This window comes from Candidatus Planktophila versatilis (assembly GCF_002288105.1).
GTDB lineage: Bacteria > Actinomycetota > Actinomycetes > Nanopelagicales > Nanopelagicaceae > Planktophila > Planktophila versatilis.
In genome coordinates this window covers 841,518-865,479 of sequence record NZ_CP016774.1, presented here as the reverse complement: position 1 = coordinate 865,479, position 23,962 = coordinate 841,518, and the positions used below count along the sequence as shown (strand labels likewise).

Below are 23,962 nucleotides of genomic sequence, written 5' to 3'. Positions count from 1 at the left end.
CCGCACCAGTTGCGAAACTGGTGACATCTCAGCATCTATGTATGAACTGACTTTTCAGGGAATACAAGCCACTTCGGTCCTAGTCGAAAGACATGGTCGGCGTTGTAGGTGCGACGGTCTTAGCAAATAGTTAAGACATTAACCGAGCAGGTTCTTGTGCTGTGCACAAAAACCTAAGAAGGAGCGTGCCGTCATGGCAGTTGTAACAATGCGCGAACTCCTCGACAGCGGAGTCCACTTCGGACACCAGACTCGTCGTTGGAATCCAAAGATGAAGCGTTTTATTTTCACCGAACGCAATGGCATCTACATCATCGACATCCAGCAATCACTTGCACTTATCGACTCAGCTTATGCATTCGTTAAGGACACTGTTGCTAAGGGTGGCCACGTCCTATTCGTAGGAACAAAGAAGCAGGCTCACAAGCCAATCATTGATCAAGCAGCTCGCGTTGGCATGCCAACTGTTACAGAGCGCTGGTTAGGTGGAATGCTCACAAACTTCCCAACTGTCTACAAGCGTATTCAGCGCCTGAAAGAACTGGAAGCACTTGAGACAGCAAATGACCTCTTGCTCACAAAGAAAGAACTTCTTGTTCTTCGCCGTGAGCGCGAAAAACTATTTAAGAACCTCGACGGTATTCGTCACATGACTAAGTTGCCTTCAGCAATCTGGGTTGTCGATACCAAGAAGGAGCACCTAGCGGTTGCTGAAGCTAAGAAGCTCGGCATTCCTGTCATTGCCATCCTTGATACCAACTGTGATCCAGATGAAGTTGATTTCAAGATTCCAGGTAACGATGATGCTATTCGCTCCATCGAGCTACTTACTCGCGTGATCACTGATGCAATTGTTGAGGGCCTTAAGGCTCGCACCGCAGCTGCGCCAGCTCCAGTTGCAACTGCAGAGGCTGCAGCAGCAGCGGCTCTTGAAACAGAGATCCTGCAAGCATCAGCACCAGCAACCGATGCACCAGTGGAGGCATAAGTAAATTGGCTAACTATTCAGCAAATGATGTAAAGCGCCTTCGCGAAGCAACTGCAGCAGGAATGCTCGATTGCAAGAAGGCACTTGATGAAGCAGACGGTGATTATGACAAGGCTGTTGAAATCATTCGAGTTAAGGGACAAAAGGGCGTTACCAAGCGCGAAGGTCGTTTAACTTCAAATGGTTTAGTCGTAGCAAAGGTTTCAGGTGACGTTGGCGTCATGCTAGAGCTGAACTGCGAGACAGACTTCGTGGCAAAGGGCGAGCGTTTTATCGCACTTGGCGATGAAATGATCGAGCACCTACTTTCTGCTAAGTCAGCAGATGTGGCAACATTCCTGGCATCAACGATGGCTAACGGCAAGACCGTGCAGTCTGTGATTGATGAAGGAAATGCCACACTGGGTGAGAAAATTGAAATTCGCAACGTTGCGGTAATTCAAGGTCCAGTTGGACTTTATCTTCACAAGACAAGTCCAGATTTGCCACCACAGGTTGGCGTTCTAGTCTCACTTGCGAAGGAAGCAGCAGAAGTAGGTAAAGATGTGGCACAGCACATCGCAGCATTTGCACCACGTTTTGTTAATCGCGAAGATGTTCCAGCGGACCTCATTGATACCGAGCGTCGACTAGCTGAGGAGACAGCTCGCGCAGAAGGTAAGCCTGAGGCTTCACTGTCAAAGATTATTGAGGGGCGCGTTACCGGTTTTGTGAAGGAAGTTTCACTTATCGAGCAGGCTTTTGCTAAGGATGCCAAGAAGACTGTGAAGCAGATCCTCGATGAGGCAGGAACCGCCGTCAAGGCATTCCACCGTTTCCGCGTAGGTCAGTAAACTAAATCCCAAGGATTTAAAACGAAGTAGAGCGAGGGGAGCACCAATGCCAGGTACAAGAGGAACGTATCAGCGGGTGCTCCTTAAGCTTTCCGGCGAAGTTTTCGGAGGCAATAAGGGCATCGGTGTTGATCCCGATGTCTTAGCAGATGTGGCAAAACAGATTGCAGATGTAGTTCGCAGTGGAGTTCAAATCGCCATTGTTGTCGGTGGCGGTAATTTCTTCCGGGGCGCCGAACTATCTGAGCGTGGCATGGAGCGCTCTCGCGCTGACTACATGGGAATGCTCGGCACAGTGATGAACTGTTTAGCACTGCAAGACTTCCTTGAAAAAGAGGGCGTTGATACTCGCGTTCAAACCGCTATTGCGATGGGTCAAGTTGCTGAGCCATATGTTCCACGCCGTGCTATTCGCCACTTGGAAAAGGGTCGCGTTGTGATCTTTGGTGCTGGTGCCGGAATGCCGTTCTTTACAACAGATACCGTTGCCGCCCAGCGCGCACTTGAAATTGGAGCAGGCGCGCTCCTGCTCGCTAAATCTGGCGTCGATGGCGTTTATAACGCAGATCCACGGAAAGATAAGAGCGCCACAATGTTTGACACAATTTCTTATGATGAAGTCTTGCAGAAGTCACTGGCAGTAGCCGATGCTGCAGCTTTTAGCTTATGTCGCGAGAACCACCTACCTATCGTGGTCTTTGACTTGATGACCAATGGAAATATTGGCCGCGCAGTACGTGGTGAAAAGATTGGAACTCTCGTTTCTTAGAACGAGAGATACATAAGGAGCACAGACCATGGCAGATGTAACCAGCGCACTTCATGAAGCGACCGAGAAGATGAATAAGGCTGTGGAAGTTGCCAAAGATGACTTTGGCGCTATTCGCACCGGCCGTGCTCACCCTGCCATGTTTAACAAGATCATGGTCGATTACTACGGTACCTACACTCCACTTTCACAGCTTGCCTCTATTCAGATCCCGGAGCCACGGATGGCAATCATCTCTCCCTTTGATAAGGGCGCAAGTGCCTCAATTGAAAAAGCAATCCGGGAATCAGATTTGGGCGTCAACCCAGCTTCCGATGGCGCAGTGATTCGAGTGAGCTTTCCGCAGTTAACGGAGGAGCGCCGTAAGGATTACATCAAGGTGGCAAAGACTAAGGCGGAGGATTCAAAGATTTCCGTGCGCAATATCCGCCGCACTGCAAAAGAATTGATGGAGAAGTTAGAAAAAGATGGCGATATTGGAAAAGATGATTTAAGTCGTGGTGAGAAAGAGCTTGAGAAGATCACATCAGATCATGTGGCCAAGATTGATGAGCTTTTAAAGCATAAGGAGGCTGAGCTTCTAGAAGTCTAAGACTTCCTTGGGGCTCACTTACCGTGTCTGATTTACATTCGATTAACGAGGCTATTAATAAGCGCGCTGGTCGAAAACTTCTGCCCTCCATCCTGGTCAGCCTGGGAATCCTTCTCCTTGTCTGGTTATCACTTTCAACCTTCCGAGTTCTATTTGCTGTTCTAGTTACTGGCGCAGTCATTCTTGGAATCCGTGAGATCAATCGCGCCTTTACCGCCGTAGATATTCACATTCCACTCTGGTCCTTAACTACCGCCTCGATTGCACTGTGTGCATCAACCTGGCTTGGGGGAGTCTCTGGTTTAGCTGTTGCAACCGCAATCTCCTTCCCAGCATTACTAGTTCTCTTGCTACCGCGTGGAACTGAAAACTTCGTCAAGACTGCTTCAGCTTCAGCACTGGCTCTTATCTATCTACCATTTTTGGCTGGATTCTTGATTCTGCTGGCTCGCCCCTATAACGGACTTGAGCGCGTAATGACCTTCGTCATTCTGGTTTCGTGCAACGACACCTTTGCTTATCTGACCGGAGTTCTGATTGGTAAGCACCCCCTTGCACCAAAGATCAGCCCGAAGAAGACTATTGAAGGTCTTGTTGGCTCTCTGATCTTTACGGTAATCGGTGGTTCACTCGCTTTTCATTACATTATGGATTCTGATTGGTGGTTAGGTGCAGCAGCTGGCGTGCTCACCGTCTTTACCGCAACGGCCGGAGATCTCATTGAATCTGCACTGAAGCGAGATGTTGCCATTAAAGATATGGGAACTCTTCTGCCTGGACATGGGGGAGTTATGGATCGCCTAGATTCAGTTCTCTTTGCCGCACCTGCCTTGTGGCTCGCACTTGAAATTGTGCGACGTGCGCAAGATTCAGGTCTGTTATGACAACTAATTCAGAGTTGAAGTTAGTCTTTGATGAACCAGTACAACGCAAGAAGGCTCCTAAACATTTAGCTGATCTGGCACCGGCTGATAGAAAAGCATGGGCGAAGGAACTTGGTTTCCAACCATTTCGCGCAGCCCAAGTTGCAACTCATTACTTCTCTCATTTATCTCACACACCCGATGATTGGTCTGATATCCCGGCAGCCGAGCGCCAAGTAATTGCTGATGCACTCACGCCAAAGATGATTGAGCTAGTCACCACTCGCACGACAGACGGCGGAATGACTCGGAAAGACTTGTGGAAGTTACACGATGGAGTTCTCGTTGAGTCAGTCTTGATGCGTTACACAGATCGCACAACAGTCTGCATTTCATCCCAAGCAGGATGTGGCATGAACTGTCCATTTTGCGCCACGGGCCAAGCTGGTCTTACCCGCAATTTATCGGCGGCAGAAATTACCGACCAAATAGTTGCAGCAGCTCGTGCCTGTGCCAATGGTGAGCTGCCAGGAGGACCCACAAGACTTTCCAATATTGTCTTTATGGGAATGGGTGAACCACTTGCTAACTACAACGCCGTGGTGCGCACGCTGCGTAACATCACTGACCCCAACCCTGATGGCCTTGGCATCTCTGCTCGTTCAGTAGTTGTCTCTACCGTTGGCCTTGTACCAGGAATCGAAAAGCTGACGGATGAAGGGATTAATTGCACCTTAGCTGTTTCACTTCACACACCTGATGATGAACTCCGCGATTCACTCGTTCCGATTAATAATCGTTTTAATGTTCGCGAAGTACTTGCAGCAGCCGATGCCTATGAGAAGAAGACGGGCCGCCGCTACTCGATTGAGTACGCACTGATTCGAGATATCAACGATCAATCTTGGCGTTCAGATTTATTGGGAAGATTGCTGAAGAATCGCAATGCTCACGTGAATTTGATTCCGCTGAATCCAACCCCCGGATCTAAGTGGACCGCTTCAAGGCGGGAAGATGAAGCAGAATTTGTGCGAATTCTTGAGTCTTACGGTGTTCCGGTAACGGTGAGAGATACTCGTGGCCGAGAAATTGATGGAGCTTGTGGTCAGTTGGCCGCTAGCGAGAAGGAGAAGATTTAACTAGTATCCCGATATGGATATGAAGGAAGCAGCAGCGGCCTATGAGGCAGCCAGTCAGTATTTTCTTAACTTAGCGCGGGCGCTAACTCCAGAATTGTTGGATGTGCACGCAGAAAATGAATGGTCTGCTCGCCAATGTATTCACCACATGGCAGATTCGGAAGCCCAGTCTTATGCCCGCTTGCGCAGGCTCATTGCCGAGCCAGAAGGCTCGATTATTCAAGGCTATGACGAGGGTGCCTGGGCTAATGAAGCAAAGCTTGGTTATGTTGACGCACCGGTTGCAAACGCAATTGCTGTTTATGCCGCAGTGCGGGCAAGTTCACTAGATTTAGTGAAGCGCTTAGAGATGAGTGATTTAGAGAAGTTTGGCGAGCATAGCGAATCAGGTAAATTCACTGTGGCCAGATGGCTAGAGGCATATACCAAGCATCCATATGATCATGGTGATCAGATGGTTAGGGCAACGAAGGGTCAGGCATAAGAAGTGAAGAAGTTACAGAATTTCATCAATGGAAAATCAGTTGAAAGTGCATCCGGTGAAGTCACAACCCTGATTAACCCGGCTACTGCCCAGCCTTTTGCCACCGCTCCTAAATCAAATGCTGCCGATATTGATAAGGCAATGAAAGCGGCAAGTGCCGCCTTTGTTGATTGGCGAGATTCCACACCATCTGAGCGCCAGAAAGCGTTGCTTAAAATTGCCGATGCCATTGAATCTAGAGCTGATGAGTTTGTTGCCATTGAATCAGAGAACTGCGGCAAGCCTGTGGGGCTTACCGCATCGGAGGAAGTTCCACCGATGGTGGATCAGATTCGCTTCTTTGCCGGTGCTGCTCGTAATTTAGAAGGTAAATCTGCCGGTGAATATATGAAGGGGATGACCTCCTTTATTCGCCGCGAGCCGGTGGGAGTCTGCGCCCAAGTAACGCCGTGGAATTACCCCATGATGATGGCAGTGTGGAAATGGGCACCAGCTATTGCAGCTGGAAATACCGTTGTATTGAAGCCAAGTGATACAACTCCTGCATCGACAGTCTTTATGGCACAGATTATGAGTGAGTTCTTACCTGATGGCGTGATCAATGTGGTCACTGGTGAACGTGAAACTGGTGCGCTACTAGTTGATCACCCAACTCCTGCCATGGTCTCTATTACAGGATCTGTTCGCGCAGGTATGGAAGTTGCAGCAGGTGCTGCCAAATCACTTAAGCGTGTTCATCTAGAACTCGGTGGCAAAGCACCCGTTGTTGTCTTTAACGATGCCGACTTAGCAGCTGCGGCCGAAGGAATTGCGATTGCCGGATTTTTTAACGCCGGACAAGATTGCACTGCAGCTACTCGCGTGCTCGTGCAAGCTGGGGTTTATGAGGAGATGGTGAAGTTATTAGCCGATCAAGCAACCAATCAGATTGCTATGGGTATGCCTTCAGAAGATGTCTTAGTGGGGCCGGTTAATAATAAGAACCAGTTTGACCGGGTCAGTGGCTTTATCACTCGCGTGCCATCACATGCTCGGGTTGTGGCAGGGGGAGCGCCCACTAATTTAGCTGGCTACTTCATCGCACCTACTGTGATTGCTGACCTCAAGCAGAGCGATGAGTTGATTCAATCTGAAATCTTTGGGCCGGTAATTACCATTCAGAAGTTTGCCGATGAAGCTGAGGCGGTGGCGATGGCCAATGGCGTTGATTACGGCCTGGCATCTTCGGTCTGGACTAAAGACCATGGGCGAGCAATGCGGATGGCTAAGGCCTTTGACTTCGGATGTGTCTGGATTAATACCCACATCCCACTGGTGGCGGAGATGCCACATGGTGGTTTCAAGCGCAGTGGATATGGCAAGGATCTCTCCAGCTATGGCTTTGAGGATTACACCCGCATCAAGCATGTGATGAGCAACCTCAACGCGTAAGCATCTGGGGCATAAATCGGGTGAGAAAATCACCAAAAATTAACCGATTTATATTTGGCCTAGGGGGCAAAGAGTTACATAATGGGCCCTGCTCAACCGTCCCTTATTCCGGCAATTAAAAAAGGAGCCTTAACCATGGCTAAAAAACCGCTCTCTCCAGAAGCACGTTCAATCATTAATTCTAAAGTTTCGCGTCGCGCCGTTTTAGCTGGCGCTGGCGCAGTAGCTGGTGCAAGTGCGCTCGCTGCATGTGGTTCCGGTGGTGGATCTTCTGAGAACGCCATTCGTTGGGGCAACTGGCCGCTCTACCTTGATGTTGATGACTCAGGTAAGAATTATCCAACGCTGCAGGCATTCATTAAGGACAGTGGCATTGATGTTAAGTATTTGGAAGATTACAACGATAATGATGAGTTCTTTGGAAAAGTTCAAGCTCAGCTTAAGTTGAATAAAGATATTGGCTATGACCTAGTCTGCCCAACAGATTGGATGGCTGGCCGCTGGATTCGTCTGGGCTATGCGCAGAAATTTGATTCCGCAAATATTCCAAATAAGAGCAATATCGTCGACACACTTGCCGCACCTTCTTATGATGCAAACCGCGATTACTCACTGACCTGGCAAGGCATCATGGGCGGTTTTGGTTGGAACACCACCAAGAATCCAAAGGGCATTCGCACACTCGATGATCTCTTCTCCCCAGCTAATAAGGGAAAGATTGTGGTTCTCTCTGAAATGCGTGACACCATCGGAATTATCTTGATGGCCCAAGGTGTCAACCTACAGACAGTGACCGAAGCACAGTTTATGAATGGCGTTGACTTCCTAGCGCAGAAGATTGCCGATGGTTGGATTCGCGGAGTTAAGGGCAACGAATACGCAGAGGATCTCACCTCTGGTGATGCCACTGCAGTCATTGGTTGGTCTGGCGATATGTTTATTCTAAAGTCAGAAAATGAAGGAAAGTTTGACTTTGCCATCCCAGAGTCAGGCGGAACTATCTCTGGCGATAATATGTTGATTCCATCAACTGCAACCCCTGAGGCAAAGGCCAATGCGGAGAAGCTCATTAATTACTATTACGAGCCAGCAGTTGCCGCAGAAGTTGCCGCATATGTGAATTACTTCTGTCCGGTCAAGGGCGCCCAAGCTGAGATGGAGAAGATTGATCCTGATCTAGCAGCAAGTGAGTTCATCTTCCCAACTGCTAAGACCATGTCCAACCTCTCGGTATTCCGTGCTCTGACACCAACGGAAGAGACAACCTGGACTGAAGCTTTCCAGAAGGCTGCCGGAAACTAAGTGTCAGATGCGGCAAGTTCTGCGCGAGGAGATCTAGGGCTCTCACACCTAACAAAGAGTTACGGTGATTTCACGGCCGTTAATGATTTGTCCTTGATCATTCCGAAGGGCTCATTCTTTGCACTCCTTGGACCATCAGGATGTGGAAAGACAACGACGCTTCGCATGATCGCGGGGCTAGAAGAACCTACGCAGGGAACTATCTCTTTGGGTGCTACTGACATTACCTATACAAAGCCGTATCAACGTCCTATCAATACCGTCTTTCAGAACTACGCCCTCTTTCCGCATCTAACCATCTTTGAAAATATTGCCTTCGGCCTTCGCCGGCGCGGTATTAAAGATGTCGATGATGCGGTCAATAAGGCGTTAGATCTAGTGGAACTTCCACATTTGGCCCAACGTAAACCAACTCAGTTATCTGGCGGGCAGCAACAGCGCATCGCACTTGCTCGCGCGATTGTGAACCGGCCAGCGCTGCTTCTCCTTGATGAACCACTGGGCGCACTTGACCTTAAGCTGCGTCGTCAGATGCAGATTGAACTTAAGTGGATTCAGAAGGAAGTGGGAATTACCTTCGTGCACGTTACCCACGATCAGGAAGAAGCCATGACCATGGCTGACACCATCGCGGTGATGAACGAGGGCGAAATTGAGCAGATGGGTTCGCCAGCAGAACTCTATGACAATCCCAAGACCGCATTTGTTGCCAACTTCCTTGGGCAGTCAAACCTGATTAAAGGAAGTATCACTGGCTCCGATGGAGCTAATCAAATTGTTGATCTCTTTGGGCAGAAGATTTCCCTGCAGAAAGATCGCTCACACGCAGTTGATAACTCAATTTTGGCAGGTATCAGACCAGAGAAGTTCCGTATTTCACGTCTTGAAACATCAACTTCTGGAAATGTGCTCACCGGCGGCAAGATTGAAGATGTTTCCTATATTGGCGTTTCTACCCAATACCAAGTGCTGATGCCATGGGGACAAGAGCTCATGGTCTTTGAACAAAACGATGATGGCGTTGCACCCTTTAGCGTGGGTGAGAGCGTGAACATCTCATGGGAGCCTGTCTTTACCTTCGCCCTGCGTGGCGATGATGATGCCGAAGCCGGAACTGAAGTAAATCCCGAAGAGGATTTAGAAGAAGAATGAAAAAGATCAGCACCCCGTATCTCCTGTTGATTCCGGGGATGGGGTTCCTCTTCATCTTCTTCATACTTCCCTTATTTAACCTTGCTCAGACTTCTACCCAGACTCCAGTGGGTGGGGGAGATACAGGTGAGTACGAACAGACCTGGCGCATTGCTAATTACTTCGATGCCTTTGTGGAAAATAGAGAGCAATTCGGTCGCTCATTTCTTTATGCACTCATTGCTACTGTGCTTGCGCTGGCAATTGCTTATCCACTTGCCTACACCATCGCCTTTAAAGGTGGGCGATTTAAGAATGTCATGCTGGTACTTGTCATCGCGCCGTTCTTTACCTCCTTCTTACTTCGTACCATTGCGTGGAAACAAATTCTTGGCGAAGAAGGTTTTGTTGTTCCCACACTTCGCTCGCTGCACGTCATCTCCGAGAGCACGACCCTGACCTCTAGCGCTTTTGCGGTGGTCATGGGTATGACATATAACTTCTTACCCTTCATGACTCTGCCGCTCTATGCCTCCATCGATCGCATCGACCCGCGCACACTTGAAGCATCAGGTGATCTCTATGCCAATGGCTTTACTACTTTCCGCCGCGTGACTCTTCCGCTATCTATGCCGGGAGTTGTCGCCGGAACTTTGCTGACATTTATTCCAGCGGCAGGTGATTATGTGAATGCGGCAATTCTGGGTAGTCCGCAGACAAAGATGTTGGGAAATGTGATTGAGTCCAGATACTTTAGAATTGTTGATTACCCAACGGCTTCGGCGCTCTCATTTACGCTCATGATCTCGATCTTGATTCTGGTTACCGTCTATGTGCGTAAAGCTGGAACCGAGGAGTTGGTATGAACACACTCTCGCGCTGGTTTGGCCGTAACTTACTTCGCATCTACGCGGTGGTTGCCTTTACCTACCTCTTTATTCCAGTTGCCTACACCTTTGCCTTCTCATTTAATGACTCTGGCAAGAGCAATCTCATCTGGAAGGGTTTCACCTGGGCTAATTGGCAGAACCCATGTGGTGCACCTGAAGTATGTACCGCGCTAGGAAATTCAATCAAGATCGGTTTACTTGCCACTATTTTTTCCACAATCCTAGGAACAATGATTGCTTTCGCTATTGGTCGTCATAAATTTAAGGGTCGTTCATCAACGAACCTACTTATCTTCTTGCCGATGGCAACCCCCGAGATTGTTCTTGGAGCCTCGCTGCTCTCACTCTTCCTTGTCTTTCAAATCAATCCAGGATTCTGGCCGACAGTCATTGCCCATGTTCTTTTCTGCATGTCATTCGTTGTTGTCACGGTCAAAGCTCGTATTGCAAGTTTAGATCCACGGCTAGAACAAGCTGCCATGGATCTCTATGCAAATGAACGAGAAACTTTCCGCAGAGTAACTCTTCCTTTGGTGGCTCCAGGAATCGCAGCTGCTGCGCTCTTGGCCTTTAGTCTCTCCTTCGATGATTTCATCATTACCAACTTCAACTCAGGCACCATGACGACCTTTCCAAAGTTCATCTACACATCTGCCGCCCGTGGAATTCCAGCACAAGCAAATGTGATTGGTTCAGCTATGTTCTTCCTCGCACTTGCCATTGTGATTGTTGGGCAGCTGGTAACACGTAAACGCAAAGTTTCATGACCCGCGAACTTGTCATACTAGGTTCCACTGGCTCAATCGGCGTTCAAGCGCTGGAGATAGTTGAGGCTAACCCAGCACTCTTTACCGTGGTTGCTATCACTTCAGCTGGAACTCATCCGCAGTTAGTAATTGAACAGGCGAAGAAGTTTGCGGTGAAGCTCGTTGGTGTAACAAAGAACGCTGAGATTATTCGCCAGGGACTACCTGGAGTGCAAGTCATTGATGGCCCCCATGCATCAACTGAAGTAGCGGCAATCACCTGCGATGTTGTGCTCAACGCCATTACCGGTTCTATTGGTTTAGCGCCCACACTTGCTGCAATCAAAGCGGGCAATCGGGTGGCGCTAGCAAATAAGGAATCACTTGTTGCCGGTGGAGATTTAGTGATTGCCCACGCTAAAGCTGATCAGATCCTTCCTGTTGATTCTGAGCATTCTGCGATCTGGCAGGCGCTTATGGGTGAGAAGAAATCTGAAATATCTAAGCTAGTTCTCACCGCAAGTGGTGGGCCATTTCGCGATCGCGCTGACTTGTCTACCGTGACTTTGCAAGAAGCACTTGCACATCCCACATGGACCATGGGACCTGTTGTGACAATTAATTCAGCCTCCCTGATGAATAAGGGTTTGGAAATTATTGAAGCTCACTATTTATTTGGCATTGCCTATTCACAGATAGAGGCAGTGATTCATCCGCAATCTGTGGTGCACTCGATGGTCGAATGCATCGATGGTTCAACTATCGCCCAAGCATCACCGCCGAATATGAAGGGGCCGATTTCATTGGCGCTCAGCCATCCACATCGCGTTCCTGGGGCGACGAAGCCAGTTGATTGGAGTACTTCTCACACTTGGAACTTTGCTCCCATTGATGAGGCTCGTTTTCCAGCGGTGGCACTTGCTCGCACCTGCGGTGAAATTGGGGGAGGACTCCCAGCAATCTTTAATGCTTCTAACGAGGTTGCCGTGCAAGCATTTATCGATGGGCAGATCTCATTTACCGACATTTTCGCCATTGTCAGTCAGAGCGTGGATCACCTTCGGGCATCAGCGGCCACAACTCTGCGTGATTTGGAAGATGTCAGTGCGGCAGAAGATGATGCTCGCCAGATAGCCGGTGAATTAGTGAAGAAAGTAGCTCTGTGATGAAAGTACTTGGAATCTTAGCTTTTGCAGTTGCGCTGCTTCTCTCTGTCATGGTGCACGAATTCGGGCATTACATCACCGCTAAGAAATTTAATATGAAGGTCACTGAATTCTTCCTAGGGTTCGGTACCAAGTTGTGGTCCTTTAGAAAAGGCGAGACTGAGTTTGGCGTGAAGGCGATTCCAGCCGGTGGCTACTGCCGCATCGAAGGAATGACACCTACTGATCGGATGCCGGCCGGGGAAGAATCGCGAGCTTTCTTTACCGCCTCATCAGGTAAGAAGTTAATTGTTTTAGGTGCAGGATCTTTTGCCCATTTCCTGATTGGCTTCCTACTCATCTTCTCAATCTTCTTTGGAGTTGGTTACACCGCACTACTTTCAAATATTGCCCAAGTTTCTCCCAACTCTGCCGCTTCCGAAGCAGGTTTTCTAGCCGGAGATAAAATCATTGAAGTAGATGGCCAGAAAGTTAAGGATTGGTATCTTGATTCGCGCAAGATTGCCGAGTCAGATGGCAAGCAGATGCGATTTACCATCGAGCGTGCAGGTGAGGTTCTTACTCTTACTGCCACACCGCAATATGTCCAAGAGCAGAAGCGATATGTGCTGGGTGTGGTCACCCAGATTGGTAATAAACGCGAAAGCTTCTTCCCTGCGATATCTGCCTCTGCTAAAGCCACGGTCACGCTGACCAAAGAATCAGTGAAATCACTCTTTGCTCTTCCTTCTAAGGTGCCACAACTTATTCGCCAAACATTTATGGGCGAGGAGCGCAATCCTGATGGGCTGGTTGGAATTGTTGGCGCAGCACGAGTTTCTGGCGATGCGGTGAGTTCGCAGAAATTAAATAGTAATGAACGGGTATCCACCTTCATCCTTATCGTCGCCAGCTTAAATATTTTCGTTGGTCTCTTTAATTTGCTGCCCTTTCTGCCACTCGATGGTGGTCATATGGCCATCGCAATTGCTGATGAAGTCCGCGCCCTCTTTGCACGCATTCGCAGGAAGCCTCGGCCAGCCGGTATCGATGTCAATGTCATGACACCAATCACCATGGCTGTCTTTGGCGTATTAGCTGTGCTGACGTTGATACTTCTTGTGGCAGATATCATCAATCCAATTTCAATCAACTTCTAGCGCACACTACTCACCACCAGGAGCAAGATTGCGCGAGATAGGGCAGAATACGCATCATGGTTGATCTCGGAATTCCAAGTGCTCCACCGCCAACCCTGCACCCGCGTCGCAAGACGCGTCAGCTCAAAGTTGGCTCGGTTGGGGTTGGCTCCGAATCACAGGTAAGTGTGCAATCGATGTGCACCACTCTCACATCAGATGTGAATTCAACTCTGCAACAGATTGCAGAGCTCACCGCATCTGGTTGCCAGATTGTTCGAGTTGCAGTGCCTTCCCAAGATGATGCTGATGCGCTGGCACAGATTGCTAAGAAATCTCAGATTCCAGTGATTGCAGATATTCACTTTCAACCAAAATATATCTTTGCCGCTATCGATGCTGGGTGCGCCGCCGTTCGTGTGAACCCTGGCAATATCAAGCAGTTTGATGACAAGGTCAAAGAGGTAGCAAAGGCGGCAGGAGATGCCGGCATTCCAATTCGTATTGGTGTGAACGCTGGTTCGCTAGATCCGCGACTGCTTGCAAAATATGGCAAGGCAACTCCAGAAGCTCTGGCTGAATCAGCGCTCTGGGAAGCATCACTATTTGAAGAGCATGGCTTTGGCGATATCAAGATTTCAGTCAAGCATCACGATCCGGTCACGATGGTCAACGCTTATCGAATTCTTGCCGCCAAATGTGATTATCCGCTGCACCTCGGGGTAACAGAAGCTGGTCCAATCTTTCAAGGAACAATTAAGTCTGCAACTGCCTTTGGAATCTTGCTAGCCGAAGGAATTGGCGACACTATTCGCGTCTCACTATCGGCGCCTCCGGTGGAGGAAGTAAAGGTTGGCATTTCTATCCTTGAATCACTTAATTTGCGTCAGCGTAAACTGGAAATTGTTTCTTGCCCATCATGTGGTCGCGCTCAAGTAGATGTCTATACCTTGGCTGAGAAAGTACAGGCAGGTTTGCAAGGAATGACAGTTCCACTGCGCGTTGCGGTGATGGGTTGCGTCGTCAACGGTCCTGGCGAAGCTCGCGAAGCAGACCTTGGTGTCGCATCTGGAAATGGAAAAGGGCAGATCTTTGTTAAGGGTGAAGTCATTAAGACAGTGCCTGAAGCACAGATTGTTGAAACTCTGATTGAAGAAGCGATGCGCTTAGCCGAAGAGATGGAAGCCGCCGGCGTTGCATCAGGAGTACCTTCCGTCACTACTTCGTAATCCTCCGGTAGGGTTCGCATTATGTTGCGAATGTCCACTCTCTTCTTGCGTACTTTGCGCGATGACCCAGCTGATGCTGAAGTTCCAAGTCATCGCCTCTTAGTACGCGCTGGATATATTCGTCGTATTGCAGCCGGGGTCTATTCCTGGCTACCACTAGGCGTCATCACACTTCGTAATATTGAAAACATTGTTCGCCAAGAGATGGATAAGGCTGGCTTTCAAGAAGTTCACTTTCCAGCGCTTTTGCCGAAAGATGCCTATGAGCAGACTGGTCGCTGGACTGATTACGGGCCAGATCTCTTTCGCTTGCAAGATCGAAAAGGTGCAGATTACTTACTAGGGCCAACTCACGAAGAGATGTTCACGTTGATGGTTAAGGGTGAGTACTCCTCTTATAAGGATTTGCCGCTCTCGCTCTATCAAATACAGACCAAGTATCGCGATGAAGCTCGTCCACGTTCTGGAATTATTCGTGGGCGCGAATTTGTCATGAAAGACTCTTATTCATTTGACCTCACCGATGAAGGTCTAGTTGATTCCTACATGCGCCATCGCGCTGCCTATATTGCAACCTTTGATCGGCTGCGCCTTAAGTACAACATTGTCAGTGCGGTATCAGGTGCCATGGGTGGCTCGGCATCAGAGGAATTCTTAGCACCGTGTGAAACCGGTGAAGATACGTATGTTCTTTGTGAAAAGTGTGGCTATGCCGCAAATGTGGAAGCGGTGACAACAGTTGTTGCACCAGGTGACGCATCGACAGTGCCGGCACAAGAAGTCTTTGATTCACCTAACACTCCCACCATCGACACATTGGTTGAACTTCTGAATGCCAAGTTTGGCGGGGGATATGACGGGGCAAAGACTCTTAAGAACGTCATGCTGCTGGCTGATGAGAAAGCGATTTCCGTACTTGTGCCTGGCGACCGCGAAGTTGATCTCAAACGATTGCAAGCAAATCTTGCTGGTGTCAATGACTTGCGAGTATTTGAAGAGGCAGATTTTGCAAAGTTTCCAGGACTTGTGAAGGGTTACATCGGACCGCAAGATGCAAAGAAGAATGGCATCACTGTCTATGCCGATCCACGCATTGCTCCTGGCACAGCATGGGTAACAGGTGCCAATGCCAAAGATAAGCATGCACGTAATGTGGTCAATGGTCGCGACTTCGCTGTTGATCATTACGTGGAAGCAGCGCAGATTCGTCAAGGAGATGCATGTCCTAAGTGCACAGCTCCAGTTGTAATTGATCGCGCTATTGAAATTGGTCATATCTTCCAGCTAGGTCGCAAATATGCGCAGGCACTTAACCTCACTGTGCTCGACCAAAATGGAAAATCACAAGTTGTCACCATGGGTTCCTATGGAATTGGTGTCTCGCGCGCAGTTGCTGCCATTGCCGAACAGAGTTATGACGAGATCGGACTTTCTTGGCCGGTAGAAGTTGCACCTGCCAAAGTCCACGTTGTTGCCACAGGCAAAGAGGATAATATTTTTGAGACCGCCGAGAAGATTGGCGCCGAGCTAGAGGCGCGCGGAATATCTGTGATGCTAGATGATCGACGTGGCACTAGCCCAGGGGTTAAGTTTAAAGATGCTGAACTGATTGGAATTCCAGTCATTGTTGTGGTGGGTAAGGCACTTGAAAATGGGAACGTTGAAATTCGGGTGCGCAAGACGGGAGATATATCAGAGACCGCGGTGGCATCAGCTGTAGATTCCATCGCTGCTCTGCTACCTACTTTGAGTTAATGTTTGAAGATATCTCGGCTCTTACTCTGACGCTTATTCTCTGCGCAGGATTTTCTGCCGGATTCATTGATGCCATCGCTGGCGGCGGCGGACTCATTCAATTACCCGCGATGTTGATTTCATTTCCACAAAAAGAAGTTATTGAAGTCGTTGGAACGAGTAAGGCTGGCGCGATATGGGGAACATCGGCGGCAGCGCTGAATTACCGGCGCAATATCAAGACTGATCCGAAATTACTCATCGCCATGGTTCTGCCAGCATTTATTGGGTCGGGGCTAGGGTCTTTACTTGCTACTCAGATTTCTACAACGCAATTGAAAGCTGGCATCGTCGTAATGCTCGTTGCAGTATTTATCTACACCCTGATTCATCCAGATTTAGGAAAGATTGAGATCTTTAAGCATTCCCATCTCCGCCGGATGCAGATTGCAATCTCTGCCGGTTTTATCATCGGTTTCTATGATGGGCTCATTGGCCCAGGAACTGGAACTCTCCTGATGATTGTTCTAGTCGCAGGGTTCGGATTCGCATTTGTGGGTGCATCTGCCATTGCAAAGGTAGTCAATGTTGCAACTAACTTAGCCTCAATCTTGGTAATTGGATTTAACGCCTCCATTATGTGGAAGGTCGGAATAGCACTGGGTATTGTCAATCTTGCCGGCGGTTTTCTAGGTTCGCATGTGGCAATAAATAAGGGCTCTGAGTTCGTCCGCAAGTTTTATCTCGTGGTTACCTTTGTCTTGATTGTCAGGGTATTATTTGACCTGTTCAAGTAAGGCAGTACCCACAACTTAAGAACAATTAAATATGAAGGGCTAGAAATGGCAATCACAGATCAAATAGCGCAACTGGTTACACCTGCAGTTGAAGCTCAAGGATTCTTCCTTGAAGAAGTCTTACTTGTATCACCCGGCAAACATCGCATTGTTACCTGCATCGTTGATGGCCAAAGTTCCTTAAATATGGATCAAGTCACCGCCGTTTCGCGCGCCATTTCAGAACTTCTCGATGAAGCCGCCTTTATGGGAGAAGCGCCATTCACGTTGGAGGTCACTTCTCCGGGTGTTGATCGCCCGCTAACTAAGCCACGTCACTTTGCCAAGAACGTAGATAGATTGCTCAAGGTTGTGCGCATTGATGGTGAGGTCGTTACTGGCCGAATCTCTGCAAATACTGAAACTGAGCTCACGCTTTCGGTGACCGAGAAGAAGGAAGTAAAAGAAGTTGTCATAGCGCTAGCTGATATTAAGCGCGCAACGGTTGAAATTGAATTTAACCGGAAAGATAGTGACAAGTAATGGGCGTTGATATTGAGGCGCTCAAGCAACTCACCGATGCCAAAGGTATGCCGCTAGAACAATTGATTCAGGCAATTGAAGCTGGAGTACTCACCGCTTATTCTGAGACGCTAGAGCCGAACCGTTATGCGCGCGTGCAACTTGATCGCGAAACTGGAGACATTGCGATATTTGTTCCAGAGTTCAATGAACTAGGAGAGCGCGTTGCCGAGAATGTGCTTGAGGTAGAGGGCTTTGATCGCACTGCCACTTCCACTGCACGCCAAGTAATTAAACTTCAGATGCGTGCAACTAACGATGCTGAAATCGTTGGTGAGTTCACTGCCTCCGTCGGTGATGTAATCTCCGGAATTGTGCAACAGGGGCGCGATCCTAAGATGATCAACGTTAACCTGGGTCGAACAGAAGGTCGCATTCCGCCGCAAGAGCAAGTTCCTGGGGAAGTCTTCAATCATGGCGATCGCATCAAATGTTTTGTAGTTGAGGTAAAGCAAGGACTTAAGGGTCCAGAAATCATGTTATCCAGAAGCCACCCAGCACTGGTCAAACAGTTATTTGCACTAGAAGTTCCGGAGATACAAGATCGCATCGTTGAGATTATGGCGGTTGCGCGAGAGGCCGGACATCGCACAAAGATTGCCGTGCGCTCTCACCGCGCTGGAGTTTCATCAAAAGGTTCACTGATTGGCCCAATGGGTTCTCGTGCACAAGCTGTCATGAATGAGCTACACGGCGAGAAGATTGATATCGTCGATTGGGATGAAGATCCAGTTAAGTTTGTGGCTCACGCACTTGCTCCAGCCAAAGTAACGAGTGTGACTATCGTCGATGAATCAATTCGTTCTGCAAAAGTCATTGTTCCGGATTACCAACTATCGCTGGCCATCGGAAAAGATGGACAAAATGCCCGTCTTGCCGCACGACTTACCGGCTGGCGAATAGATATTCACCCCGATACTCCCGCGTGAAATAGGGATTTCTGACCTCATTCGCTAGACTGGGGCCATCGCATAAGCGCAAACGCGTGAGTGCAATTACTGAAATGGATGCGAAAGATATGAAACTCAAATGAGCTCGTTTACATCATGAGGTCGAACAACTAGGGCTCGCATCCCACAAATTTTAATGCGGGCCAAGACAGGAGAAATGTGTCAAAGGTCCGCGTACACGAGTTAGCAAAGCAGCTCGGTATGGAGAGCAAGGAAGTCCTTGCAAAGCTCCAAGAAATGGGCGAATTCGTCCGATCAGCATCATCAACAGTGGAAGCACCGGTTGTGCGCAAGTTAGTTGCGCTATACCCAGATGCTAAGCCTGCCGAAGAGAAGAAGCCCGTTAAAAAGGCTGCGGCGAAGAAAACTGCCGCCTCCAAGAAAACTGCTGAAGTAAATCCAGAACTTGCAGCAGAGTTAGCTGCCGAACTCGGCGTAGATCTTGCCGCCCTGAAAGCATCACGTGATGCTGCCGCAACTGCCCACGAAGAAGCAAAGAGTGCTGCAGCTGCAGAAGCTCACGCACCTGTGGCACCGACTACACCCGCTACACCTGGTGCACCACGTCCAGGAAATAATCCATTTTCATCAGGGGCAGCAGTTCCACGTCCACCGCGTCCTGGTAACAATCCATTTTCAACAGGTGGCAGCGTTCCTCGCCCACCTCAAAGACCAGCAGGTTCAACGGGTGCACCACGTGCCGGTATGGCAGGTGCTCGTCCCGGTTCTGTTCGTCCAGGTTTTGCAGCACGTCCTGGTGGTGCACGTCCGCCAGGTGCTGGTACTGGAACTGGAACTGGAAACTATCCACCACGTACAGGCGGCGCACCAACTTCATCAGGTCCATATCGTTCACAAGGGAATGCTCCAGCAGGTGGCGCACCTGGTGGTCCACAACGTCCAGGCGGCGGTGCTCCTAATCGCGGTCCAGGTCGTGGCGGAACTGCAGGTGCATTTGGAAAGAATGCAAGTAAATCTTCAAAGCGTAAGCAGAAGTCACGTAAGGCGCTGCGCGAAGAATTCGACAATATGCAAGCTCCACAATTAGGTGGAGCAGTTATTCCTCACGGTGATGGCAAGACAAAGATTCGCATGCGCCGTGGCTCATCACTTGCAGATTTTGCAGAGAAGATCAATGCAGATCCAGCAGCGTTGGTATCAGCGCTATTCCACCTAGGTGAAATGGTGACTGCAACGCAATCTGTTGATGCCGACACATTTGAAATTCTCGGTGCCCAACTTGGATATGTCATCGAAGTTGTTTCGCCTGAGGAAGAAGATCGTGAGCTCTTACAGGGATTTGATATCGATCTCGCTGCCGAAATGAGCGACTACGACGAGGAAAATCTCACTGCTCGCCCACCAGTTGTCACTGTTATGGGACACGTGGATCACGGTAAGACATCACTCCTTGATGCAGTTCGTAAGACTGAAGTGATTAAGGGCGAAGCTGGTGGCATCACCCAGCACATCGGTGCCTACCAAATTCACCATGATCACGATGGCGTCAATCGTGCGATTACATTTATTGATACACCAGGTCACGAAGCCTTTACCGCTATGCGTGCACGTGGTGCCAAAGTCACTGATATTGCAGTGCTGGTAGTTGCAGCAGATGACGGCATCATGCCTCAGACGATTGAAGCACTTAACCACGCACAGGCAGCTGATGTGCCAATCGTGGTGGCAGTGAACAAGATTGATAAGGAAGGCGCCAACCCAGATAAGGTCCGCCAGCAACTTACTGAGTACAACTTGATTGCCGAGGAGTACGGCGGAGACACAATCTTCGTAAACGTCTCTGCTAAATCAGGTGTCGGAGTCAATGAACTCATTGATTCAATCTTGCTCACAGCAGATGCTGCTATTGATCTGCGCGCGGTGGCACTAGATGTCGCTCGCGGTGTTGCCATTGAAGCTCACCTCGACCGTGGTCGTGGACCAGTTGCCACTGTTCTTGTGCAGCGCGGAACACTCAAAGTCGGAGATGCCATCGTTGCCGGAGGATCATTTGGTCGCGTGCGCGCTATGCACGATGAAGATGGAAATACGGTTGAAGAGGCAGGACCATCACGTCCAGTGCAGGTTCTCGGATTCACATCCGTTCCTAATGCTGGGGATACATTCCTGGTTGCCGAAGATGACCGCACATCTCGTCAGATTGCTGAAAAGCGTCAAGCTGCAGAGCGCAACGCGCAATTGGCGAAGGCGCGCAAGAAGGTCTCACTTGAAGACTTCATGGAGCAATCCAAGATTTCAACTCTTAACCTCATCCTTAAGGGTGACGTTTCTGGTTCGGTGGAAGCACTCGAAGATGCACTGATGCAGCTCGATGTTGGCGCTGAAGTAGATCTACGAGTTATTCACCGCGGTGTTGGCGCAATTACTAAGAGCGATATCACTCTTGCATCTGCCTCAACTGCAGTTGTTATCGGCTTTAACGTTAAGCCAGAGCCACAGACTGCTATCTATGCTGATCAAGAAGGCGTCGAAGTCCGTTTCTACTCAGTTATCTATAACGCAATCGAAGAGATTGAACTCTCACTTAAGGGACTCCTTAAGCCAGAGTTTGAAGAGGTCATACTTGGCAGCGCTGAAGTACGCGATCTCTTTAAATCTTCAAAGGTTGGAACTATTGCCGGTTCGGTCGTCAGCGATGGAATCATTCGCCGAAATGCAAAGGCACGTGTCATACGTGGCGGAGCAGTCATTGCCGAAGAGGTCACTATCGAATCGCTCAAGCGATTTAAAGATGATGCCACTGAAGTCCGTGAGGGCTTTGAATGCGGTATCGGGGTAGGCAAGGGTGCTGACCTTCAAGTGGGAGACATCATTCAGGTCTTTGAGATGCGTGAGAAGAAGCGCGCATAACGCTTCGAAAAGAAATGGGAAATTCACACCGCAGCCAGAAGGTTGCAGACCGCATCAAGGTAGTAGTGGCACAGCTGCTTGAGACAAAGATTAAAGATCCGCGTCTTGGCTTTGTCACTGTTACCGATGCGCGGGTGACCGGAGATCTCCAGAACGCCTCTATCTTCTATACCGTCCTTGGTGGAGATGATGAGCGCGCTGCAACCGCCGCCGCACTCGAATCAGCAAAAGGTGTGATCCGCAGCGCTGTGGGAAAAGATTTAGGTACCCGCATTACGCCATCACTTGAGTTCATTCTTGATGGACTTCCAGAATCTGCCCAAGCACTTGACTCACTTTTAGAGCGAGTTCACCAACTTGATGCTGAAGTTGCGAAAGCGCGCGAGAATGCAAAGCCAGTGATGGAAGATGCCTATAAAGTCCCACGCGTCGTAGAAAACAAATTTGATAACTAATGACAGATGGATTCCTGGTTGTAGATAAAGCTGGGGGAATGACCAGTCATGATGTCGTAGCAGTGGGGCGAAAAGCACTGGGCACACGCAAAGTGGGCCATGCCGGAACACTTGATCCGATGGCTACAGGAGTATTAGTCCTAGGTTTCGGAAATGGCACACGCCTTTTGCAATACATCACCGATGGCGACAAGTCATACGTTGCAACAATTGTTCTTGGCGCATCAACTGTGACCGATGATAAAGAAGGCGAAGTGATTGCAACTACCCATGCAGCAGATGTTACTGATGGCGAGATTGCAAGAGTGTTAAAAACTATGGTTGGCACCATCGCCCAACGCCCATCATCTGTCTCGGCCGTAAAAGTTGGCGGAGAGCGTGCTTATGATCGTGTGCGAGCTGGTGAGAAGTTTGAACTGGGGTCGCGCCAAATAACAATCTCGCAACTAGATATTCTGGCAATTCGCCATTTAGCTGCCACAACTGAAGTTGATATTGAAGTGACCTGCTCAGCTGGAACATTTATTCGCGCCATTGCCCGCGACTTAGGGGAGGCGTTAAAAGTTGGGGGACACCTAAGCGCCTTGCGCCGCACGCGAGTTGCTGGCTTTAGTGAAAAAGATGCAGTCTCTTTTCAAGACCTTAAAGATCAGAAGTTCACACCACTAAAGCTTGCCGATGTGGCCCGGGTTACTTTTTCGGTGCGCGAGCTCACTCTGGAAGAAGTCACAGAGTTATCTTTTGGCAGGCCCCTGTCGGAAAATGGCGCCACCTCTATTACTGCTGCGATGTCACCAGATAATCGACTCATCGCACTGCTCAAAGATGATGGAATACATGCAAAACCCATCGCTGTCTTTGCGGCAGCGAACTAGGTAAGGCAAGATTGGAATATGTCCGAGACTAACGTTGTACTCATTGGGGTATTCGATGGGGTACATAAGGGACATCAACAACTGCTTAATCGCGCAAAAGAGATTGCAGCTGGACGACCAATCGTTGCCCTGACCTTTGATCCACATCCAACAACTGTTTATGCCCCTACGAAGGTGCCCACTTCTCTGACAACCCTGGCAGATCGGGTGGAACTCTTAAAGATTCACAACGCTGATCAGGTCGCGGTAATGAAGTTCAATGAGAAGTTTGCTGCAATGTCTCCCGAAGATTTTGTAGCCAATGTCTTGGTAGGCCAACTGCATGCCAGCACCGTGGTGGTGGGCAAGAACTTCACTTATGGTCACAAAGCAGCTGGAAATGTTGATTCACTTATCGCAGAGGGCCGCACACATAATTTCACAGTTGATGTGCAGGAGCTGAAAGCAGATACCGAGGTCATCTCATCTTCGCGCATTCGCACGCTAGTAATTGAAGGAAAAGTTGAAGAAGCGCGCACGCTTCTATCGCGACCTCATCGACTAGATGGCGTGGTGGTGCATGGTGAAAAGCGCGGCCGGGAAATCGGTTATCCCACAGCTAATTTAGGAAATATAGAGGGACAGACTATTCCTGCCGATGGTGTCTATGCCGGGTGGTTGACCGTGGGAATTAATTTCTGGCCAGCGGCAATTTCGATTGGTACCAATCCAACATTTGCAGGGGAACGCGCCAGACAAGTTGAAGCGTATGCACTTGATCAAGAGGGGCTAGAGCTCTATGACAAGAATGCATCGATTGAATTCGGTTGGTATCTACGCCCCACTCTGAAATTCGATAGCTTGGAAGAGCTATTGGTCCAGATGAAGAAAGATTGCGATAAAGCACGCGAATTAACCGAGAAATAAGGGCAATTCAGCCTCAATTTCACTTATCCACACCCCACAGGTAAACTTTGACCTGTCCAACGAGAAAGTGATTTCCCGTGATTCAAACCGGGAAGCCTCTTGAACAGTACTGATGTACTTAACATGAAAAGG

23 protein-coding genes are annotated in these 23,962 nt (G+C 49.1%); all 23 read left to right on the top strand.

What is annotated here, in order from left to right; translation table 11 throughout:
* Nucleotides 1-193: 193 nt before the first annotated feature.
* Nucleotides 194-988: a 30S ribosomal protein S2 gene (gene rpsB / locus A1sIA79_RS04420; RefSeq protein WP_095675012.1), complete on the top strand. Its 795-nt coding sequence runs from the start codon at nucleotides 194-196 to the stop codon at nucleotides 986-988.
* A gap of 5 nt (nucleotides 989-993) precedes the next feature.
* Entirely contained in the window at nucleotides 994-1,821 is an 828-nt protein-coding gene (tsf, locus tag A1sIA79_RS04415) for a translation elongation factor Ts (RefSeq protein ID WP_095675011.1), read from the top strand.
* Nucleotides 1,822-1,867: 46 nt separating this feature from the next.
* Complete coding sequence (pyrH, locus tag A1sIA79_RS04410; RefSeq protein ID WP_095675010.1) at nucleotides 1,868-2,590, top strand: UMP kinase; 723 nt, start codon at nucleotides 1,868-1,870, stop codon at nucleotides 2,588-2,590.
* Between the two features lie 28 nt (nucleotides 2,591-2,618).
* Nucleotides 2,619-3,182: a ribosome recycling factor gene (gene frr, locus A1sIA79_RS04405; RefSeq protein WP_095675009.1), complete on the top strand. Its 564-nt coding sequence runs from the start codon at nucleotides 2,619-2,621 to the stop codon at nucleotides 3,180-3,182.
* A gap of 23 nt (nucleotides 3,183-3,205) precedes the next feature.
* A complete protein-coding gene (locus tag A1sIA79_RS04400; protein ID WP_095675008.1) occupies nucleotides 3,206-4,066 on the top strand; it encodes a phosphatidate cytidylyltransferase in 861 nt (286 codons plus the stop codon).
* Entirely contained in the window at nucleotides 4,063-5,184 is a 1,122-nt protein-coding gene (gene rlmN, locus A1sIA79_RS04395) for a dual-specificity RNA methyltransferase RlmN (protein ID WP_095675007.1), read from the top strand. Before A1sIA79_RS04400 ends, rlmN begins: the two co-directional genes overlap by 4 nt.
* Before the next feature lie 13 nt (nucleotides 5,185-5,197).
* Nucleotides 5,198-5,668, top strand: coding sequence for a DinB family protein (locus A1sIA79_RS04390; protein WP_095675006.1), 471 nt, complete (start codon nucleotides 5,198-5,200; stop codon nucleotides 5,666-5,668).
* 3 nt (nucleotides 5,669-5,671) lie between these two features.
* The gene (locus tag A1sIA79_RS04385) at nucleotides 5,672-7,099 is read left to right on the top strand and encodes a gamma-aminobutyraldehyde dehydrogenase (protein WP_095675005.1); all 1,428 of its coding nucleotides are present in this window, start codon (nucleotides 5,672-5,674) and stop codon (nucleotides 7,097-7,099) included.
* 135 nt (nucleotides 7,100-7,234) lie between these two features.
* Entirely contained in the window at nucleotides 7,235-8,401 is a 1,167-nt protein-coding gene (locus tag A1sIA79_RS04380; RefSeq protein ID WP_095675497.1) for an ABC transporter substrate-binding protein, read from the top strand.
* On the top strand, nucleotides 8,402-9,553 hold the full coding sequence (locus A1sIA79_RS04375) for an ABC transporter ATP-binding protein (protein ID WP_095675004.1): 1,152 nt from the start codon (nucleotides 8,402-8,404) through the stop codon (nucleotides 9,551-9,553). It abuts the gene before it with no gap.
* Complete coding sequence (locus A1sIA79_RS04370; RefSeq protein ID WP_095675003.1) at nucleotides 9,550-10,398, top strand: ABC transporter permease; 849 nt, start codon at nucleotides 9,550-9,552, stop codon at nucleotides 10,396-10,398. The genes A1sIA79_RS04375 and A1sIA79_RS04370 overlap by 4 nt, the downstream gene beginning before the upstream one ends.
* Nucleotides 10,395-11,189, top strand: coding sequence for an ABC transporter permease (locus A1sIA79_RS04365; RefSeq protein WP_095675002.1), 795 nt, complete (start codon nucleotides 10,395-10,397; stop codon nucleotides 11,187-11,189). The genes A1sIA79_RS04370 and A1sIA79_RS04365 overlap by 4 nt, the downstream gene beginning before the upstream one ends.
* Nucleotides 11,186-12,334 carry a 1-deoxy-D-xylulose-5-phosphate reductoisomerase gene (gene dxr / locus A1sIA79_RS04360; protein ID WP_095675001.1) on the top strand — a complete coding sequence of 383 codons (1,149 nt, stop codon included), beginning with the start codon at nucleotides 11,186-11,188 and terminating at the stop codon, nucleotides 12,332-12,334. The genes A1sIA79_RS04365 and dxr overlap by 4 nt, the downstream gene beginning before the upstream one ends.
* Nucleotides 12,334-13,473: a M50 family metallopeptidase gene (locus tag A1sIA79_RS04355; RefSeq protein ID WP_095675000.1), complete on the top strand. Its 1,140-nt coding sequence runs from the start codon at nucleotides 12,334-12,336 to the stop codon at nucleotides 13,471-13,473. The genes dxr and A1sIA79_RS04355 overlap by 1 nt, the downstream gene beginning before the upstream one ends.
* 53 nt (nucleotides 13,474-13,526) lie before the next feature.
* Nucleotides 13,527-14,681 carry a flavodoxin-dependent (E)-4-hydroxy-3-methylbut-2-enyl-diphosphate synthase gene (ispG, locus tag A1sIA79_RS04350; RefSeq protein WP_190277091.1) on the top strand — a complete coding sequence of 385 codons (1,155 nt, stop codon included), beginning with the start codon at nucleotides 13,527-13,529 and terminating at the stop codon, nucleotides 14,679-14,681.
* Between the two features lie 21 nt (nucleotides 14,682-14,702).
* Nucleotides 14,703-16,436 (top strand): proline--tRNA ligase, encoded by a 1,734-nt coding sequence (locus A1sIA79_RS04345; protein WP_095674998.1) that lies wholly within the window; start codon nucleotides 14,703-14,705, stop codon nucleotides 16,434-16,436.
* Nucleotides 16,436-17,212: a sulfite exporter TauE/SafE family protein gene (locus A1sIA79_RS04340; protein WP_095674997.1), complete on the top strand. Its 777-nt coding sequence runs from the start codon at nucleotides 16,436-16,438 to the stop codon at nucleotides 17,210-17,212. The genes A1sIA79_RS04345 and A1sIA79_RS04340 overlap by 1 nt, the downstream gene beginning before the upstream one ends.
* Before the next feature lie 45 nt (nucleotides 17,213-17,257).
* Entirely contained in the window at nucleotides 17,258-17,734 is a 477-nt protein-coding gene (gene rimP, locus A1sIA79_RS04335; protein WP_095674996.1) for a ribosome maturation factor RimP, read from the top strand.
* On the top strand, nucleotides 17,734-18,702 hold the full coding sequence (nusA, locus tag A1sIA79_RS04330; RefSeq protein ID WP_095674995.1) for a transcription termination factor NusA: 969 nt from the start codon (nucleotides 17,734-17,736) through the stop codon (nucleotides 18,700-18,702). The genes rimP and nusA overlap by 1 nt, the downstream gene beginning before the upstream one ends.
* Before the next feature lie 180 nt (nucleotides 18,703-18,882).
* Nucleotides 18,883-21,594 carry a translation initiation factor IF-2 gene (infB, locus tag A1sIA79_RS04325; RefSeq protein WP_095674994.1) on the top strand — a complete coding sequence of 904 codons (2,712 nt, stop codon included), beginning with the start codon at nucleotides 18,883-18,885 and terminating at the stop codon, nucleotides 21,592-21,594.
* A 14-nt stretch (nucleotides 21,595-21,608) separates the two neighbouring features.
* Complete coding sequence (gene rbfA, locus A1sIA79_RS04320) at nucleotides 21,609-22,049, top strand: 30S ribosome-binding factor RbfA (protein ID WP_095674993.1); 441 nt, start codon at nucleotides 21,609-21,611, stop codon at nucleotides 22,047-22,049.
* The gene (gene truB, locus A1sIA79_RS04315) at nucleotides 22,049-22,924 is read left to right on the top strand and encodes a tRNA pseudouridine(55) synthase TruB (protein ID WP_095674992.1); all 876 of its coding nucleotides are present in this window, start codon (nucleotides 22,049-22,051) and stop codon (nucleotides 22,922-22,924) included. The genes rbfA and truB overlap by 1 nt, the downstream gene beginning before the upstream one ends.
* Before the next feature lie 18 nt (nucleotides 22,925-22,942).
* Nucleotides 22,943-23,830, top strand: coding sequence for a bifunctional riboflavin kinase/FAD synthetase (locus tag A1sIA79_RS04310; RefSeq protein WP_095674991.1), 888 nt, complete (start codon nucleotides 22,943-22,945; stop codon nucleotides 23,828-23,830).
* Nucleotides 23,831-23,962 lie beyond the last annotated feature (132 nt).